Raw genomic sequence first — 15,339 nt, forward strand, 5'->3', positions numbered from 1 at the left:
GTGCCAGCCGCTCGCTGCTGTGTGACTATGACGGCGTGAGTCTGACCGTAGAAAACCTGGTTGAGGACCCGCTGATTCGGACCCGGATCGTCGCGGGCTCCTCCGGGGGCGGCCGCATGGTCACGTGGGCGCACACCTGTGAGCTCACCGATCCGTGGAACTGGTTGGGCAGCGGCGACCTGCTGATGACCGACGGCTACGGGTTCCCCGCCGACCCGGAGGACCAGGCGGAGTTCGTCCGCAATCTGGCCCGCGTGAACATTGCGGGTCTGGCACTGGCCGAGGGTTTCGCCGCTCCGCCGTTGACATCGCGGGCGGTGGAGGTCGCCGATCAGCTGGCGTTCCCGGTGCTGATGACCGAGCGCAACGTACCGTTCGTGACCATCGCCAGGCGGGTCGCCGAGAGCGACAGCAGCCGCTCCAGCATCCGATCGACGCGGGTCCTGCGGTTGTACGACGTCTTGCGACGAACCCACCTCGACGAGGCCGACGCCGACGCCCTGCTCGACAACCTCGCACGCGAGATCGGCGCGCGGTTGCACGTCATCGAACTGCGTCGCGGACGCGAATTGCTGCCCACAGGACGACCGCTCCCAGACAAGGTCCGCGTCGCCGCGCTGGAGGTGATCCGCGCTCGCGACGGCGTTCTTCCGGCCTCGACGCGGCTGCAGCTGGGTGACGAGGTGACCGGACTGCTCCTGCCCGTGGCACGGCAGAACAACGCGGCCATGATCGTCTATACGCAGGGCTCGGGGGAGTTGCCGGATCTCGTATTGGCTCAGCACGTCGCGATGATCGCCGAGCTCGACGTCGAGCGTCGGGCGGCGCGGGCACTGCAGGCGCGCGAGGTTCGATCGACACTGGCCAGGCGGCTGTTGGAAGCGAGCATCTCGTTGGAGGCCGCGGCGGCGCAGCTGGAGTCGGCCGGGTTGGGGCCGGGGCCGTGGCGGGTGTCGGCGTGGCAGCCGCGCGACGCGGCGAACGAGGCCGACCTTTCCGCCGACCTGTCCGGTCTCGACATCGCGCACCTGTCCACGACCAAGGGCGATCTGCATGTAGTGATCCTTCCCGACGAGTCCTACGTCGAGCCGCTGAATGAGGCGCTGGGGGTGAACGGGGCCGTGGTGGGCGTAAGCCAGCCGGTGCTGTCCGCGGCACGGATCAGCGACGCGTGGCGCGAAGCCCGGTGGGCGCTGGAGGCCGCACATTCGTCGGCATCGGGTAGCGCAGCGTACGGGGCGCGGGGCTCGTACTTCATGCCCAGGACCGTCGCCGAGGGCGAGGCCGTCGTGGACCGCCTGCTCGGTCCGCTGCTGGAATACGACCGGGCGAACGACACACGACTCGTCGCCTCGCTGATGGCGTTTTTCGAGGCCAACCGGTCCTGGCAAGAGGGCGCGAAGCGCCTCGGGATCCACAAGCACACGCTGGTCTACCGGATGAAGAAGGTCGAGCATTTGCTGGGCATGGACCTGCGCGACTCGGGTACGCAAGCTGAACTGTTCCTCGCGCTCAAGACATGGCAGCTGCTGCAGCTCGACTGAACAGATCGGCGCGGCGTTCGGCGAGCTCGACGACGTTGGTTAGCAGCATGGCCCGCGTCATCGGCCCGACACCCCCGGTGGCGCGCGTCCATTTCCCGGCCACCCTCTCCACGGCGGGGTGTACGTCGCCGAGGATGCCCTCGACCGTACGGGTCAGACCCACGGAGAGCACCGCCGCACCCGGGTTGACCCAATCAGGTTTGACCAGGTGGGCGACTCCGGCGGCCGCGATGACGACGTCGGCCACCCGGGTGTGTGCGGCGATGTCGGTGGTGGCCTCGTGACACAGGGTAACGGTCGCGTGCTCGCTGGGGCGGGTCAGCATCAGGCTCAGCGGACGGCCGACGGTGGTGCCGCAGCCGATCACGCAAAACTGAGCGCCGGTGATCGGCACGTTCTCTCGGCGCAGGAGTTCGAGGATGCCTCGCGGCGTGCACGGCAGCGTGCCGGGCTGGCCGAGGACGAGGCGCCCGAGGTTCGTCGGGTGAAGCCCATCGGCGTCCTTGTCGGGATCGACGGCGGCGAGCACAGCGTGCGTGTCGACGTGTGATGGCAGGGGCAACTGGACGATGAACCCGGAACAGTCGGGCTCGTTGTTGAGCCGGTGCACCGCCGCGACGATCTGGCCCTGCGACGCGTCGGCGGGCAGATCGATCCGCAGCGACCGGATCCCGACCTCGGCGCAGTCGCGGTGCTTGCCCGCGACGTATGACTGTGAGCCGTGGTCGTTGCCCACCATGATCGTGCCGAGGCCCGGTCGCCTGCCGAGCGCGGCGAGGTCGTCGATGCGTTCGCGCAGCCCAGCCCGAATCTCGCGCGCGGCCAGTTTTCCGTCCATCGTGACAGCGGTGTGGTGCACGGTTTTCCCCTTGATCTCGTGACGAAATCCCGGCCCCTCCGACGATTCAGCGACACCGGCGACAAGGGCAACTGGTCGATCGCACAACACCGACGTGGGTGTTTGGCCGATCGTTGCATGGAGTCGGGTGGCGCCGAGACGGGAGCGTGTGATGGAAGCGACACACACGGGAAGGGGGCTCCATGGGCAAGGCGGTGCCGGAGCGGGCACGGGTAGTCATCGTCGGCGGCGGGATCATCGGTGCCAGCACCGCGTACCACCTCGCGTGCCGAGGGTGGACCGACGTCGTGCTTCTGGAGATGAACACGCTGACCTCGGGCACGACGTGGCACGCCGCAGGTCTGGTCACGCAGGGACGCGCCACCGACGGCACGCGCGAGATCGTGCAGCGCAGCCTCGGGGTCTTCCGCAACCTCGAGCAAGACACCGGCTTCGCCACGGGCTTCGTCGAGACCGGGACGATGAACCTGGCCACCTCCCCGGAACGTCTCGAAGAGCTCGAACACCAGGCCAGCGCGGTCGCCAGCAGCGGCGTCGACGCCCGGATCCTCAATGTTGAGCAGACGCTGGAGCTGCATCCGCTCATCAACGGCGACGGCCTGCACGGCAGCCTCTACTTCCCGCGCGACGGCCGGGGCAACGCCACCGACACGACGATCTCTCTGGCGCGCGGAGCGAGCCAGCGGGGCGTCACCGTCGTCGAGGGCGTGCGGGTGCTCGACGTGCTCACGCACGGCGACCGGGTGACCGGAGTGCGCACCGCTGACGGCGACATCGATGCCGAATTCGTCGTCAACGCGACCGGGATGTGGGGCCGCGAGTTCGCCGCGCAGGTCGGGGTAGCAGTGCCGCTGCAGGCGCTGGCCCACTACTACGTGGTCACCGAACCGATCGAGGGGCTGCAGCGCAACCTGCCGACCGTCAAGTGTGGCGACGACTACTCCTACCTCAAGGACGACGGCGGATCGCTCATGGTTGGCTTCTTTGAGCCGGGCAGCTACCCGTGGGCCAGCGACGGGATGCCGGACAGCTCCGGGTTCGTGCAGCTGCCCGAGGACTGGGATCATCTCGGGCCGTACTACGAGAAGGCGATCGAGCGGTACCCGATTCTGGAAGACGCCGGAATCCAGCTGCACTTCTGCGGACCCGAAAGCTTCACGCCCGACGGGCAGTTCCACCTCGGCGAGGCGCCGAGCCTGCGGAACTACTTCGTGGCAGCCGGTTTCAACTCGGTCGGCTTCCTGTCCGGACCGGGCGCCGGTTCGGTGCTGGCCGACTGGATCGTCGACGGCCGCAGCCCCATCGACCTCACCGAGACCGACCTGGGGCGGGTGCAGCGCCACGAGCTCAACCGCCGCTTCCTTGAGACGGGTCGTCGAGTCGCTGGATCTGTCCTACGAGATCCATTGGCCGTTCCAGCAGCGCACGACCGCACGCAACCTGCGGCTGAGCCCGGTGCACCAGAAAGCGGCCGAGGCGGGCGCGGTCTTCGGCGAGGGCTGCGGCTGGGAGCGCGCGAACTGGTACGCACCGGAGGGTGTGGCGCGCGAGTACCGCTACTCGTTCGGCAGGCAGAACTGGTTCGAGCACTCCGCGGCCGAGCACAGGGCAATCCGCGAGAACATCGGAGTTATCGACACCTCGTCGTTCGGCAAGATGCTCGTCCAGGGACGCGACGCCGCGCGGGTCTTGCAGCGAGTGTCGGCCAACAACGTCGACACCGACCCCGACCGAATCGTCTACACGCAGTGGCTCAACCCCTTCGGCGGCATCGAAGCCGACGTGACCGTTACCCGGCTGTCCGAGGCCAAGTTCCTCGTGCTGTCCGGTCCGGCCACCTTCAACCGGGACCTGGCCTACCTGCGTCGCCAGATCGGCGACGACGAGTTCTGCACGGTCGCCGACGTCAGCGGCACGATGGCGATGCTCGCGGTGATGGGCCCGGAATCCCGGCGACTGCTGCAGCCGCTGACCGACTGCGACCTCTCCGCTGAGGCGTTCCCGTTCGGGCGTTCCGCCGAGATCGACCTCGGCTTCGGTTTCGTGCGAGCGACTCACGTCACCTACGTTGGCGAGCTCGGCTGGGAGCTGCTGGTGCCCACCGAGATCTCGCACCACATCTGGGACACGCTCTTCGACGCGGGCGCGCCGCTGGGCCTACGTCCGGTCGGCTACCACGCGATGAACTCGCTGCGGCTGGAGAAGGGGTTCCGCAGCTGGGGCCACGACATCTCCTCGCGCGACAACCCCTTGGAAGCGGGGTTGGGATTCGCCGTCAAATGGGACAAACCAGGCGGCTTTATCGGGCGGGATGCCCTCGCCGCGGCCAAGGAGGCCGGCACCGAGCGTCGGCTCGTGCAGTTCCTACTCGAAGACCCCGAGCCGATCCTGCTGCACGACGAGCCGATCTTCCGTGACGGACAGCGTGTCGGCCGCGTCGCCTCTGCGCAGTACGGCCACACGCTCGGCGGCTCCGTGGCGCTGGGCTGGGTCTGGGCCGACGGGCCCGAGGAACGTGCCTGGTTCGAGAAAGGGCTCTACGAAATCGAGATCGCGGGACGACGTGTTCCTGCCCGAGCCTCGCTGCGACCGATGTACGACCCCAAGTCCGAGAGGCCCAAGTCATGAGCAACAACCTCGTTCTTACCCTGTCGTGCCCCGACCGGGCCGGGATTGTGGCCGCGGTGGGCGGCTTCCTCGCCGATCGCGGCTTCACCATCCGGGACAGCCAGCAGTACGGAGACGACGAGACCGGACTGTTCTTCATGCGCGTGCACGCCGCTGCTGAGGATCCCGTCCGGTTCACATCGATGCGGAGCGATTTCGCCGCGCTCGCTGAGGGTTTCGAGATGTCGTGGGAAATCCACGCCCAGGGCAGGGCAGCGGCAGCGTCTGCTGGTGATGGCCTCACGCGAGAGCCACTGCCTCAACGACCTGCTGCATCGGGTACGTACCGGATCGCTGCGCGCGGAGATCGTCGCGGTGGTGTCAAACCACCCGGACGTGCGCGACCTCGTGGAGTGGCACGGCATCCCGTTCCACCACGTCCCCGTGACGGCGGAGACGAAGCCGGAGGCCGAGGACCTGCTGCGCAAACTCGTCGTCCGCTACGACGCCGAAACCGTCGTGCTCGCCCGCTACATGCAGATCCTGTCCGACTCGCTGTGCGAAGATCTGCGCGGCCGCGCGATCAACATCCACCACAGCCTGCTGCCGAGCTTCAAGGGGGCCAAGCCCTACAAACAGGCGCACGCCCGAGGTGTCAAGGTCGTGGGCGCCACGGCGCACTACGTGACCGCGGTCCTCGACGAGGGACCGATCATCGAGCAGGACTTCGCCCGCGTGGACCACACGCTGTCGGCCGCGGATCTGACCCAGCTCGGCAAGGACCTCGAAGCGCTGGCACTGGCGCGCGCGGTGGCGGCACACGCCGAACACCGCGTGCTGATGAACGGCACCAAGACCGTCGTTTTCCGGTAGCGGTCACCGCTTGTTCACACCGACAGGGCGGCTTGGCCCGTGCAGATCCCGTTAGAGAAAGACCTGTGTTCACACTCGACATGATCGACGATGCTCCCGTGTCGCGGTTCCATCGCAAACTGCTCATCGCCTGCTGCGGCGAGCCGTTCCTCGACGGCTACGTCCTGAGCCTCATCGGGCTGGCCATCGTCGGGTTCGCCGAGGAGATCCCGACCTCGGCGACCGCGCAAGGACTGATCGGCGCTGCGTCGCTCATCGGCTTCTTCTTCGGTGCTACCGTGTTCGGTGCGCTGACCGACAAGATCGGGCGCGAGAAGGTGTACGCGCTGGATCTGACCGTGCTCGTGGCGGCCAAGCAAAACGCGGGCCCCGTCGTGCACCAGCGGGAACGTAATGTCGCGAAGTTTCTACTCTTCTTACCTGTGAATGCCCCTTGTGGATACACAGATAGGAGCGGTCGACGCCTGCATGACTACTGGTCATCGTGACGCTTGTCGATCGTGAGGTTGGTGAGTTGTTGAGCGGTTCGGACCGCGTGGATCATCAGCTTGTCGCGACGGATGCGTTCGGTGATCTGTAGGATCTCGGCTCGTTGAGCCTCCGCTCGGTGTGGCCAGTCTCCCTCTGAGAGCGTGTTTGCTACGCACAGGACGATGCGCGGGCCCAGACCCCAGAGCAGGCTGTTGATTGCGCAAGCGGCGATCGCCAGGTCGTCGACGTCGGCGCCGTACCAGGCCACCGTTGCCGGGTCACGGTCGAGCTCTCGCATCGCCTGCGCAGCAGCACGGAGCAGGCCACCGGTGCCCACTGCGGGGTCGCATACCGAAGTGTTCTCCTCCGGTGGGGACATCCGAGCCATCATGTCAGCGACGGGCATCGGCGTGTAGATCTGCGCGTTGGCCTTGCCGGCACTGTCGGATTTGAGCAGCGTCAGCACAATGCCAAGGAGGTCGGTGTCGTAGCGGTAGTCGGTGCCGGTGAGTTCTAGTTGCCTCTCGTCTAGCGCGGCTTCGGCTACCTGCTTCGCGGCGCGCTGCAAGGCGGGCTCGGGTTCCTCGAAGATCCACTGTATGAGGGGGAAGACGAGGTGAGTCAGGTCCGGGCGGGAGTTGATGACACCGGTGTAGATCTCCCGCAGTGTCGTGGTGAATTCCTCGGCAGTCTGTGCGCGCAGCTGTTCGGCGAGATCGGGACCATGGGGATCGCGCTGGCCGAGGAGGGCCAGCGCAGACACGACGGACAGGGCGACGTCACGCCGGCCGGAGTGGTTGGATCTGTTCCACGCAACGTCAACGGCCTGGGCGACGCCGGCGGCGTGCCGATCGGGATCGCGGTGATTGCTTCGCCGGTTTTCCGTCCGTGTCACGGGAATTCCTTTCTCAAGTGGGGAGGCACGCGTGTCCCCGGTGGAGATTGTGGAATGGGGTGAGATCAGGAGTTAATGAATTCCGGAGTTGAGCGAGAAGCAAGCAGCGGCTGAGTTCACGGCTCATCTGTGCCGACTTGTTCCTCCGGTTTGTCGACGTGTTCGGCAGGCCGCCAGGAGCAGGGAGGCAGGAGGCCGGCGCGCATCCGCGCATCCAGGTCGAAGACGGCGCGAGCCAGGTCGGCGGCAAGTCGCCGTATATGCCACTCCGTGGTCGTGTCGGAAATCTGACGAATTGTTCCGGCCATGGAGATCGTGGCTCGATACGGGCGTTCGCAATGGGATTTCATGACTGGACTCCAGGCGGAGAGAGGAGGAATCGAAGCGCGTTTTCGCGTAGCCGGGCACGTGTGGGAATGGCGACAGCGACGGTGCGAGCGGGCGTGGAGGCCCAGAGGGAAAAAAGGGGGGCCGACGGACCCACCCAGAGGGTGTTCGCACGGTCCGCCGGCCTACCGCAAACCCTGTGAAAGGGCTGCCTTCCCCGAAGGGGTGGCACGGCCAGGGTATCCCACAGAGCTAGCGGGCAACCTCCGTGCGTGCTTGCGGTGTGAAGTTGTCGGCGTTGACGCGAGGAGTCAGGCTGGGTTCGGCGCCCCAAATTTGCGTTCGCACAGCGAATGGTTACCAGGGTGCTCGCGGGCTAGGGCCGCGGTGCACGAACGGGCATCAGTAGGTGTCGGTAAGCGTGTTCGTGGGAACCGGTGATCATCGCTGGCCGTGTTGGGCCGGCAAGCTGGAGACACAGGGTGCCACCGTCGATGGCGTTAAGAGCGTCGCGCAGGTATGGGGCGGTGAACAGCACGCGCATCGGTTCGCGCGCGCCGCTGACCTCAGCCGGGTGGGTGGGTGCTGTGGTTGCGTCGGGCTGCTCACCGAGCGCGGGAGCGACCGACACCGTGCCCGCAGGATCAATCGTGATGGCCACTTGTGCCATCGTGCGTCTGTTCCCGGCGGTGCGTTTCTTCGCGTCCAGTACGGCGGCGGCGCGGGCGGTTGCTTGGGCGAGCGTGTCGCGATCTGCGCGCGCGGTGGCGGTGACGTCGGGAAACAGCCGCTCGTAGTCCGGGAATGGTGCCGTGATTGCGCGCGTCATGACGGTGACGTCGCCCGAGTGCAGCGACGCCCAATCGCCGGCCTGGTCGCTGCTGATGCGCACGCGGCCCGCGGTGAGGTGCTTGAGCGTGGCGGCGAGAACTCGTGCCGGGAAGTTCACGGCGCGTTGTTCGGTGGGTGTGGTGGCGGGGAGTACAGCGACGGCCAGGCGAAAGCGGTCTGTGCCGGCGAGTGTGAGCGTGCCGGGGGAGATCTGCATTGACACGGCCGTGAACATCGGCAGGGTTTCGTCTGTGCCGGTTGCGACCAGGACCCGCTGTGCCTCGCGGGTCAGCGTCTCGCGGTTGACCTCTGCGACGGTGGGCGGGATATCGGGCGGCGTCGGGAAGTCCTCTGTGGGGTACGTCGTGACGGGCACGGTATAGCCGCCGAGCTCGATCAAGGCCGTTCCGTCGTCGACGGTCCGCAGCATGACCGGTTCGCCGTCCGCGTCGCGCTTTCGGCGCCCTTTCACCAGCGCGTCAGGAAGTTTGGTTGTTTCGGCGTGGTCGATCAGTATCCGACCAGGGGTGACCTCGCTGTCGGGAACGCGCGCGGTTGCCACGGTGTCGAGGTCGGCTGTGGACACAGTCAGGCGCCCGTTCTGACCGTTCAGCAGTACGCCGCCCAGCGACGGGACTACCGGCTTGCGTGCCAGCGCGACGCCCACCGTGGTCAAGGCGCGCGCCAACGTGGCGCGGGTGGTGCGGAATGCCGTGTACGTCTCCGGCGCATTCGTTGCGGTCCGGGGTTGCAGGTGCAGTGGTCATCGTGGGATCTCCCAGGAGAGGGTTTGTGTGTCAGGACTGGTGACCCCTGGCTAGGAGCGGAAGAGGTCGCGGACGACGGCCGGGCCGTGTGCGTCGAGGTAGGCGACCGCTTGTGCTTCAGCGGGAAGAACGACGCTGGACCCGTCCGGAAGGACTGCGCGCCAATACTGCTGGCGCCAGTCGTATTCAATGCGCCCGTTGTTGGTGTCGTACCCGCCGGCCGTCCACCAGTCGTCAGGCAAGGCGTGGTCACTGGCGTGTTCCTGTGTGCCGGTCGGGCAGCTCACGGGCGCGTTCGTGGGTGTGTCCGTCGGGTGCGTCGTCTCGTGGCGATGAGTGTTCATGTGTCTGTTCCTCCTCTGCCTCGGGAATCGGGGTGCCCGCCATCTGAGGCGGGCACCCCGGACGGGTCAGCCGACCCAGTAGGTTCCGGTGTGAGCGGTGGTCAGCTCGACGTGCGGCAAGGGCTCACCCGGGTACGGGGTGTGCATGATCAACCGGCCGCCGTTGTCCGGTGCGTCATCCGGGACGCGGCGCACCGTGAAGGCGAACGCCCCGCGGGGGTCGCCGACGCTGATCGTGACCGTGATCGAGTCCTCGTCTGGGCGGGTGTGGATCGTGGCGCCGTTGGCCCATGACAGCGGCACCCGCTGGGGGCGGTGCGGACCTTCGCGGAAGTCCGGCGCGGACTCCACATCATCAATCTCGGGGTCTTCGTGAGGGTCGTAGGCATCGCAGACCAGCGAGCCGGATTCGTCGGTGTAGCCGTCCGTTTCCTCGGAAAGGGACTCGCCGCACGCCAGGCACCGCCATTCGGTGTCGTCGGCGTTTTCGAACGTGATGATCGAGGAATCGTCGTCGTAGTCGGTGGAGATCATGTCGCCGTTGGCGGACAGCACGAACACAGCGCACCTCGCAGAAGTGGAAAGAGCAGAGCGGAATAAGAAGGGGAGGCGTGGCCGGCCGCGGCAGGCCGGAAATGCGGCTCGGCCGGCCGCGCCGGATTAGAACCGGCAGACGAACCGCACAGCCTTGCCGCAGGTCGGGCACGCGACGTAGCCGCGAGTGCGGTCGTCGAAGGGCACGCGGACCAAGTCAGGCACGCGGTGCGTGCGCATGTCGGCGCCGTCCCAGGCATGCAAGTCCACGGTGTTGTGCGAGTACCACCGGTGCCCGTTGGCGCATTCGCCCTCGGCGTTCGAGTAATCCGCCCACTCTTCCAGGGCATCCACAGTGGAGCGATAGACCGTCGGCGCGACGTAGCGCCCGCGGTGATCACTGACAATGATCACCACGTCGCCGATCTCAGCCGCCGACAACACTACGAACCCGAGATCATCAAGCAGGTGATCAGAGAAGTTGACCAGGTTGTGGGCCCACAACTGGCCGTCTCCGTGCAGGCCAGTTGGAGTCTCGCCCGTGCGCGCGCTGATCCATGCGGTGATGACGTCATCGTGCGGGTGCGCGTGGCCGTTGGCCTCCATCCACCCGCGCAAGTCATCGGTGAGGTCATCGGCGTACTCGCCGCGGTCATTGATCCACTCTTGCGTATCGACGGTCAAATACCCGTTACCGTGCGACCACGCCTCGACAGACACACTTGTCATAATCGTGCCTTTCACAGTTTGCGGTTGCGGGCAAACGGGGTGCGAATCCCTACCCGCGATTACTCCTGCCCGGAGCTCTCTGTGTTCCGGTGAATCTACCGTAACGCCGGCTCTGCCAATGCTGCAACAGTTGCGCATGGATTATTTGGGACAAATATCGCCCGAGTTTCTACTTTGCAGCTCGTCGCAAATAGTTGTCGGCAAAATGCGGCGAGTTTCTTATTGGGGGACATGAGGGCGGTTTCCGATTAGTGCTAGCACGCAGGTATGTTCCGCGATTTGCAGAACGGATGGGTTGTCAAAACAGGGGGTGTTCATGATTAAAAATTCATCGATCGGTGCGTCTGCTGAAGGTCCACATTCGTCCTTCCTTTCATATCTGCCCAGTCGTCAACAGGTTCCCGTGGGGTACCGAGGCTGGGTGGTTTCAGGAAGGCGCAGCGGCGCGCTGAGCGGCAAAAACACGACGCGAGTGGGTTTCCTGTTTATCGGGTAGATGAGTGGGTGCATGAGCCAGCGCATGAGTAGGTGTATGAGTGGGCGTGGTGTCCGGGATCGCTCGTGGCGACCAGTCTGGGGGTACGCGATTTGGATGCTCGCGGAGGCAGGGAGGTTGGGGTGTAGCGCCATTGAACTGTGTGCGAGCTAGCAAGGCGCGGAGAATCAACCTTGCAATGACGGTTCGAGGATCTCGTCATGCGCAGCATAGCGAAGGCCCCTCCAGGTGGAAGGGCCTTCTCGTTCCTGACTGAGAATGTGTCGGCCGATAGCCGCTGCCTGGAACGCAGAAATCATATCAGGCGGCGATACCTGCCAGTTGGTGAACCTCCCCAGGGCGTCCTGCTGGATCTTCGCTGCTTCTGTGCCAACGAATTGGTGGTTTGGATTCCGAACATGATTTAGGAGAATTCCGAGGTTTCAGTTTCGCGATCTGCGTCTCAACTGCACCGTCCGGTTTAACTGGCTGCGCGATGTTGTCGCGCTTGGAGAGTGCGTGCAAGTGCGAGGGTGTTGGGGTCGGGTCGCTCGTTGATCTCGGCGAGGGTAGTGGTGAGCAGTTGGAGCGTGCGGCTGATGGCGTCGGTGAAGCCGAGCTCGGCTTGCACTCGCATGATGTCGCGGTAGATGGCTTCGTTCTCGGGGTTGAGCAGCCTGGCGTGTTCGAGCAGTTGGAGTTGCTTTTGGGGGTCGTGCCCGCGGTAATGGGCGGCCATGCCGGCGAGTGCGTCGAGGACGGTACGGTGGGCGGCTTCCCGGGGGCCGTCGAGCCAGAGTGCTGACATGCCGTCGGCAATTTCGCCGGTGTAGAGCGCGGTGATGCGGGACCAGGCGGCGAAGCGCTGCTCGTCGGTGCTGGCGATGTGTCGGTCATGCTCGGCCTGGTTGAGCTGCCAGTAGTCGACCTCGACGAGGTCGGTGTTGAGGGCGATGTGCTCGTCATGCTGGACGATGAGGTCAGCGGCGTGATTGTCGGTGGCCTCGGCGAGGGCTTTGCGGATTTGGGAGAGCGCAGCGTAGAAGGCGTTGTACGGGCGTCGTCCCCGGGCTTCGGGCCATAGCGCTTCGCGCACGGATGCCCGGGTGGTGCCGTGGGGGTGCAGCGCGAGGTAGGTGATCAGTGCTTTGTGTTTGGGCGCGAGCTCTGCTGTGAGGTTCCGGGTGGGTGTCTCTGGTCTGTGCCAGGTGAGAGTGAGCGGGCCAAAAACGGCCAGGCTCAAGGGACGTTTCGGTTGCTCGTGGGCAGGCTCGGTGTCGGCGAGCTGGTTGCGAGCAGGTCGGCCGGCATCATCGGGCTCGTCATACCTCGGGTTGCTGGCTGGTGTCGTGGACGGCGGAGCTGGCTCCTGATGCTGTAGTGCGGGGATGGTTTCGTCGGCATCGATCTCGTGTTTTATGTCGTGGGTGTCGGTGACGGGGGGTTCGGCGTCGGGGTCACGTTCGTTTTCGTCGATGTGGTCGCAACCGGTCAGCTCGGCCTCGTCAGTGTTCTCGGGGTGGCCCGGGAGCGGACTGGTCGTGGTGTCGGTGAGCAAGTCGAGGAGGTCGCGGGTGTCGGTGGCATCGAGATGAAACAGCTGAGCACCTCGAAGTTCGGCCACCACGGGGCTGGTGGCGGTGACTACTCCGTCGGCGCGGACGCGCACCGTCGCGCCCGCGGGCCAGTGGCCGAGCAGGATCCCGGCGGCGCCGCTGGGGGGTCCTGTATCGAGGCCGGCTTGGAGGCGTGGGTGAGGCCGGTCGATGCTGGCGACGAGCACCCTCGTGAGCTCGGTGCTCGGGAGATCAGTGCTGCGGGCGGTATTGCCGTCGGCGAGTGCGGTGACGGCCTCGTCTACGTCGGTAGTGGTGTGTAGCCGGGGTGATTCAGGTGCCTCGTCGCCCAGCAGTGCCCGGGCGTCGTGTTCGGGGATCAGCACGGTCGCGCTGGTAGTGGCCAGCAGGTGCACGAGTAGGGACCGGGCGCTGGCCTCGGCGCCCGCGCCGGTGAGCCCGAGCCCATGGAGAGCGGCGAGATCGAGCGCGTATGTGCGGCCGTCGCGGACGCCAACGTCCACGTCCGTAACGGAGTGAGTCGCATCGGTCTCGACGGGGGCGAGGCCGATGTCGGGAGTGCGGGCGGGGAGCGTGATGGGGCCAGGATCGGTGGGCTCGTTTCCGAGGGGGGCGTGGTCGTGGGCCAGGCGCAATGCGTGCACCGCTGGTGCGGGAGCGGGCATGGGGGTGCGGTCGCCGCTGCCGGGTTTGTAGGTGCGCATCCTTCGGCGTCGTCGCGTGAGCATTCCCAGGGAGACCGCGGCGGCCAGTGTGGCGGCCACCAGGCCGCCGCTGGCGAGCGTGATCGCGGTGGATGCAGTTGGGGTGACGGCGTTGTCCGAGGTGTGTGGTCGGCCCCGGGCTGGCTCGTCTGGCGGATATGCAGGTAGGGGCGCTGCGGGAATCGTCGGGTTTTGTGCTGGTGGAGTCGGCTGTGAAGGCGGGGTGTCTTCATCGGCTGCGTTGGGCAGGTGCAGGATCCAGCCGGGGCGGACGAGGTGCGGGTCGGTGAGCGTGGCGCCGTCGGGTTGTGGGCGGCCTTGGTTGAGGGCGAACAGTTCGGTCCAGCGGTGGCCGTCGCCGAGTTCGCGTTCGGCGATGCGCCAGAGGCTGTCGTAGACCCCGTCGTGCGGGGACTGCACCCTCACGATGCCCCGTGCAGACGCTGAATTCGCCTGCTGCACAGGATGTGTCGGGATGGGGGAGTCGACGGCAGACACAGCCGCGGCCGTGGGGTCGAGGACGGTGACGGCCGCGGGCTGCACTGGTGTCGCGGTCGCGGGTTCGACGGCCACCGGAGATCGTGGGAGCAGTCCGAGTACGGCAGTGGCGACCAGCAGGCCGGCCACAGCGTGGACCGGGCCGACCGCGGGCGGCCGAACACCGCGGACCGCGTCCGGGATGCAGCGTGCCACGTCGACGGCGAACACCAGCCAGACTGGCCAGGCGATGCAGGCCAGCATGTCCAGCAGCAGGGTGACCGACAGCGGGTTGAGCAGGACGGATTCGATCTCACCACTGGTCGGTAGATGGTCGGGGAGGGGCCAGCCGAGGAACGTCACCAGCCCCCAGGGCACACCGGCCAGCAGCGCCACCAGTGCCGCGCATGCCGCCAGCGCGCCGACAAGCCGCAGCAATCGCGTAGCGAGGCAGGCGAGCATCCTCATCCGGCGCCTCCTGTTGTTCCTTGATCGGGTCGGGCTTGGCCCTCGGCGGACACGGTGATCTCGCCGAGCCCGATCAGCCCCAGAAATTGGGTGCGCTGCTGGGCATCGACGTGCACGCGCACCGTGGTGGCATCGGCGGTCACGGTGCCCGTGGCGCCCACGGCGCCGAGATAGCGACCAGCCGCGGCCTGCGCAGCGCCCGGGTCGAGCCGAGGCTGGCCGCCGGCGCGGTAGGCGTCGAGATCTAACTCCTGCGCTCCAGCGCGGGCGGCTTGTTGGGCGTGGCCGATCGCCTGAGTCTTGGCAGCCAACGCTAGTCCGCCGTCGAGCACGAGACCGGCGAACAGCAGACAGGCCGTGGTGATGACGACGACGAATGCCGTGACCCGGCCGTGCTCGTCACCGGCGAGGGCCCTCCACCGCGTGCGCATCAGGAACCTCCGGCATCGGTTCCGCGCCACTGGTCCACGACCGATGAGGCGGTGGATGTCGTCGTGGTGGTTCCTGGAACGCCCAGCATCGCCAGGTCCGCAAGCCTGATATCGCACGTCACGGTCACTGTGACCGTGCTTCCGGGCCGCAGGCCGGCGAGCCAGGCGGAGGCACCGAGGTTCTGGCAGCGAACCCCGGACTGACTGAGTGCGGCGTGCGCGGTGGCATGCGCGGCACTGTTGGCTTGGCTGATGCTGCGGGCCAACGTGGCCGCGCGGACGGCTTGATTGGCGGCGTCGTTGACACGCAGCCGCGAGTCCGCCAGGCGCCCGCAGAAAACCACGAACAGCAGCAGGACGATCAAGACAGGCACCAGCAGGGTCAGTTCGGTGGCCACCGAACCTCGTTCGTCGCGCTTCAACCGC

The 15,339-nt window shown here is 66.6% G+C and carries 12 protein-coding genes and 2 pseudogenes; 5 read left to right on the forward strand and 9 right to left on the reverse strand.

What is annotated here, in order from left to right:
• Positions 1-35 precede the first annotated feature (35 nt).
• The gene (locus REH65_RS24895; RefSeq protein WP_406689308.1) at positions 36-1,544 is read left to right on the forward strand and encodes a PucR family transcriptional regulator; all 1,509 of its coding nucleotides are present in this window, start codon (positions 36-38) and stop codon (positions 1,542-1,544) included.
• Here the strand turns inward: REH65_RS24895 and REH65_RS24900 are convergent.
• The gene (locus REH65_RS24900) at positions 1,513-2,382 is read right to left on the reverse strand and encodes a bifunctional methylenetetrahydrofolate dehydrogenase/methenyltetrahydrofolate cyclohydrolase (protein WP_406693235.1); all 870 of its coding nucleotides are present in this window, start codon (positions 2,380-2,382) and stop codon (positions 1,513-1,515) included. The two genes, REH65_RS24895 and REH65_RS24900, sit on opposite strands and share 32 nt — an antisense overlap.
• 203 nt (positions 2,383-2,585) lie before the next feature.
• Between REH65_RS24900 and REH65_RS24905 the strand changes: the two are divergent.
• The 4 genes and pseudogenes from REH65_RS24905 to REH65_RS24920 all read left to right on the forward strand — a co-directional run.
• A pseudogene (locus REH65_RS24905) lies at positions 2,586-3,671 on the forward strand (NAD(P)/FAD-dependent oxidoreductase); the annotation flags it as partial.
• Positions 3,672-3,858: 187 nt separating this feature from the next.
• Complete coding sequence (locus tag REH65_RS24910; RefSeq protein ID WP_406689309.1) at positions 3,859-5,031, forward strand: aminomethyltransferase family protein; 1,173 nt, start codon at positions 3,859-3,861, stop codon at positions 5,029-5,031.
• A pseudogene (gene purU / locus REH65_RS24915) lies at positions 5,028-5,883 on the forward strand (formyltetrahydrofolate deformylase). Before REH65_RS24910 ends, purU begins: the two are co-directional and overlap by 4 nt.
• A gap of 65 nt (positions 5,884-5,948) precedes the next feature.
• Positions 5,949-6,371 (forward strand): hypothetical protein, encoded by a 423-nt coding sequence (locus tag REH65_RS24920; RefSeq protein ID WP_406689310.1) that lies wholly within the window; start codon positions 5,949-5,951, stop codon positions 6,369-6,371.
• On the opposite strand, the gene REH65_RS24925 is transcribed toward REH65_RS24920, so the two are convergent.
• From REH65_RS24925 to REH65_RS24960, 8 genes are all read right to left on the reverse strand, one after another.
• Positions 6,356-7,249 (reverse strand): N-6 DNA methylase, encoded by an 894-nt coding sequence (locus tag REH65_RS24925; RefSeq protein WP_406689311.1) that lies wholly within the window; start codon positions 7,247-7,249, stop codon positions 6,356-6,358. The genes REH65_RS24920 and REH65_RS24925 overlap by 16 nt on opposite strands.
• Before the next feature lie 703 nt (positions 7,250-7,952).
• Entirely contained in the window at positions 7,953-9,074 is a 1,122-nt protein-coding gene (locus REH65_RS24930; RefSeq protein WP_406689312.1) for a DNA polymerase III subunit beta, read from the reverse strand.
• A 150-nt stretch (positions 9,075-9,224) separates the two neighbouring features.
• Positions 9,225-9,518: a hypothetical protein gene (locus REH65_RS24935; protein ID WP_406689313.1), complete on the reverse strand. Its 294-nt coding sequence runs from the start codon at positions 9,516-9,518 to the stop codon at positions 9,225-9,227.
• 66 nt (positions 9,519-9,584) lie between these two features.
• Positions 9,585-10,079 carry a hypothetical protein gene (locus REH65_RS24940; RefSeq protein WP_406689314.1) on the reverse strand — a complete coding sequence of 165 codons (495 nt, stop codon included), beginning with the start codon at positions 10,077-10,079 and terminating at the stop codon, positions 9,585-9,587.
• A 99-nt stretch (positions 10,080-10,178) separates the two neighbouring features.
• Positions 10,179-10,781, reverse strand: a complete 603-nt coding sequence (locus tag REH65_RS24945; protein ID WP_406693236.1) for a hypothetical protein — start codon at positions 10,779-10,781, stop codon at positions 10,179-10,181.
• Between the two features lie 956 nt (positions 10,782-11,737).
• Entirely contained in the window at positions 11,738-14,482 is a 2,745-nt protein-coding gene (locus REH65_RS24950) for a hypothetical protein (RefSeq protein ID WP_406689315.1), read from the reverse strand.
• The gene (locus REH65_RS24955; protein WP_406689316.1) at positions 14,479-14,913 is read right to left on the reverse strand and encodes a pilus assembly protein TadG-related protein; all 435 of its coding nucleotides are present in this window, start codon (positions 14,911-14,913) and stop codon (positions 14,479-14,481) included. The genes REH65_RS24950 and REH65_RS24955 overlap by 4 nt, the downstream gene beginning before the upstream one ends.
• Entirely contained in the window at positions 14,913-15,311 is a 399-nt protein-coding gene (locus REH65_RS24960) for a TadE/TadG family type IV pilus assembly protein (protein WP_406689317.1), read from the reverse strand. Before REH65_RS24960 ends, REH65_RS24955 begins: the two co-directional genes overlap by 1 nt.
• Between the last annotated feature and the right edge of the window lie 28 nt (positions 15,312-15,339).

The organism is Saccharopolyspora sp. ID03-671 (assembly GCF_045278815.1).
GTDB lineage: Bacteria > Actinomycetota > Actinomycetes > Mycobacteriales > Pseudonocardiaceae > Saccharopolyspora > Saccharopolyspora ipomoeae.

Bases quoted from the DNA above. Each gene is read 5' to 3' on its own strand.
- REH65_RS24945 (WP_406693236.1), bottom strand. From the start codon at position 10,781: ATGACAAGTGTGTCTGTCGAGGCGTGGTCGCACGGTAACGGGTATTTG.
- REH65_RS24950 (WP_406689315.1), bottom strand. From the start codon at position 14,482: ATGAGGATGCTCGCCTGCCTCGCTACGCGATTGCTGCGGCTTGTCGGC.
- REH65_RS24935 (WP_406689313.1), bottom strand. From the start codon at position 9,518: ATGAACACTCATCGCCACGAGACGACGCACCCGACGGACACACCCACG.
- REH65_RS24900 (WP_406693235.1), bottom strand. From the start codon at position 2,382: ATGGACGGAAAACTGGCCGCGCGCGAGATTCGGGCTGGGCTGCGCGAA.
- REH65_RS24955 (WP_406689316.1), bottom strand. From the start codon at position 14,913: ATGCGCACGCGGTGGAGGGCCCTCGCCGGTGACGAGCACGGCCGGGTC.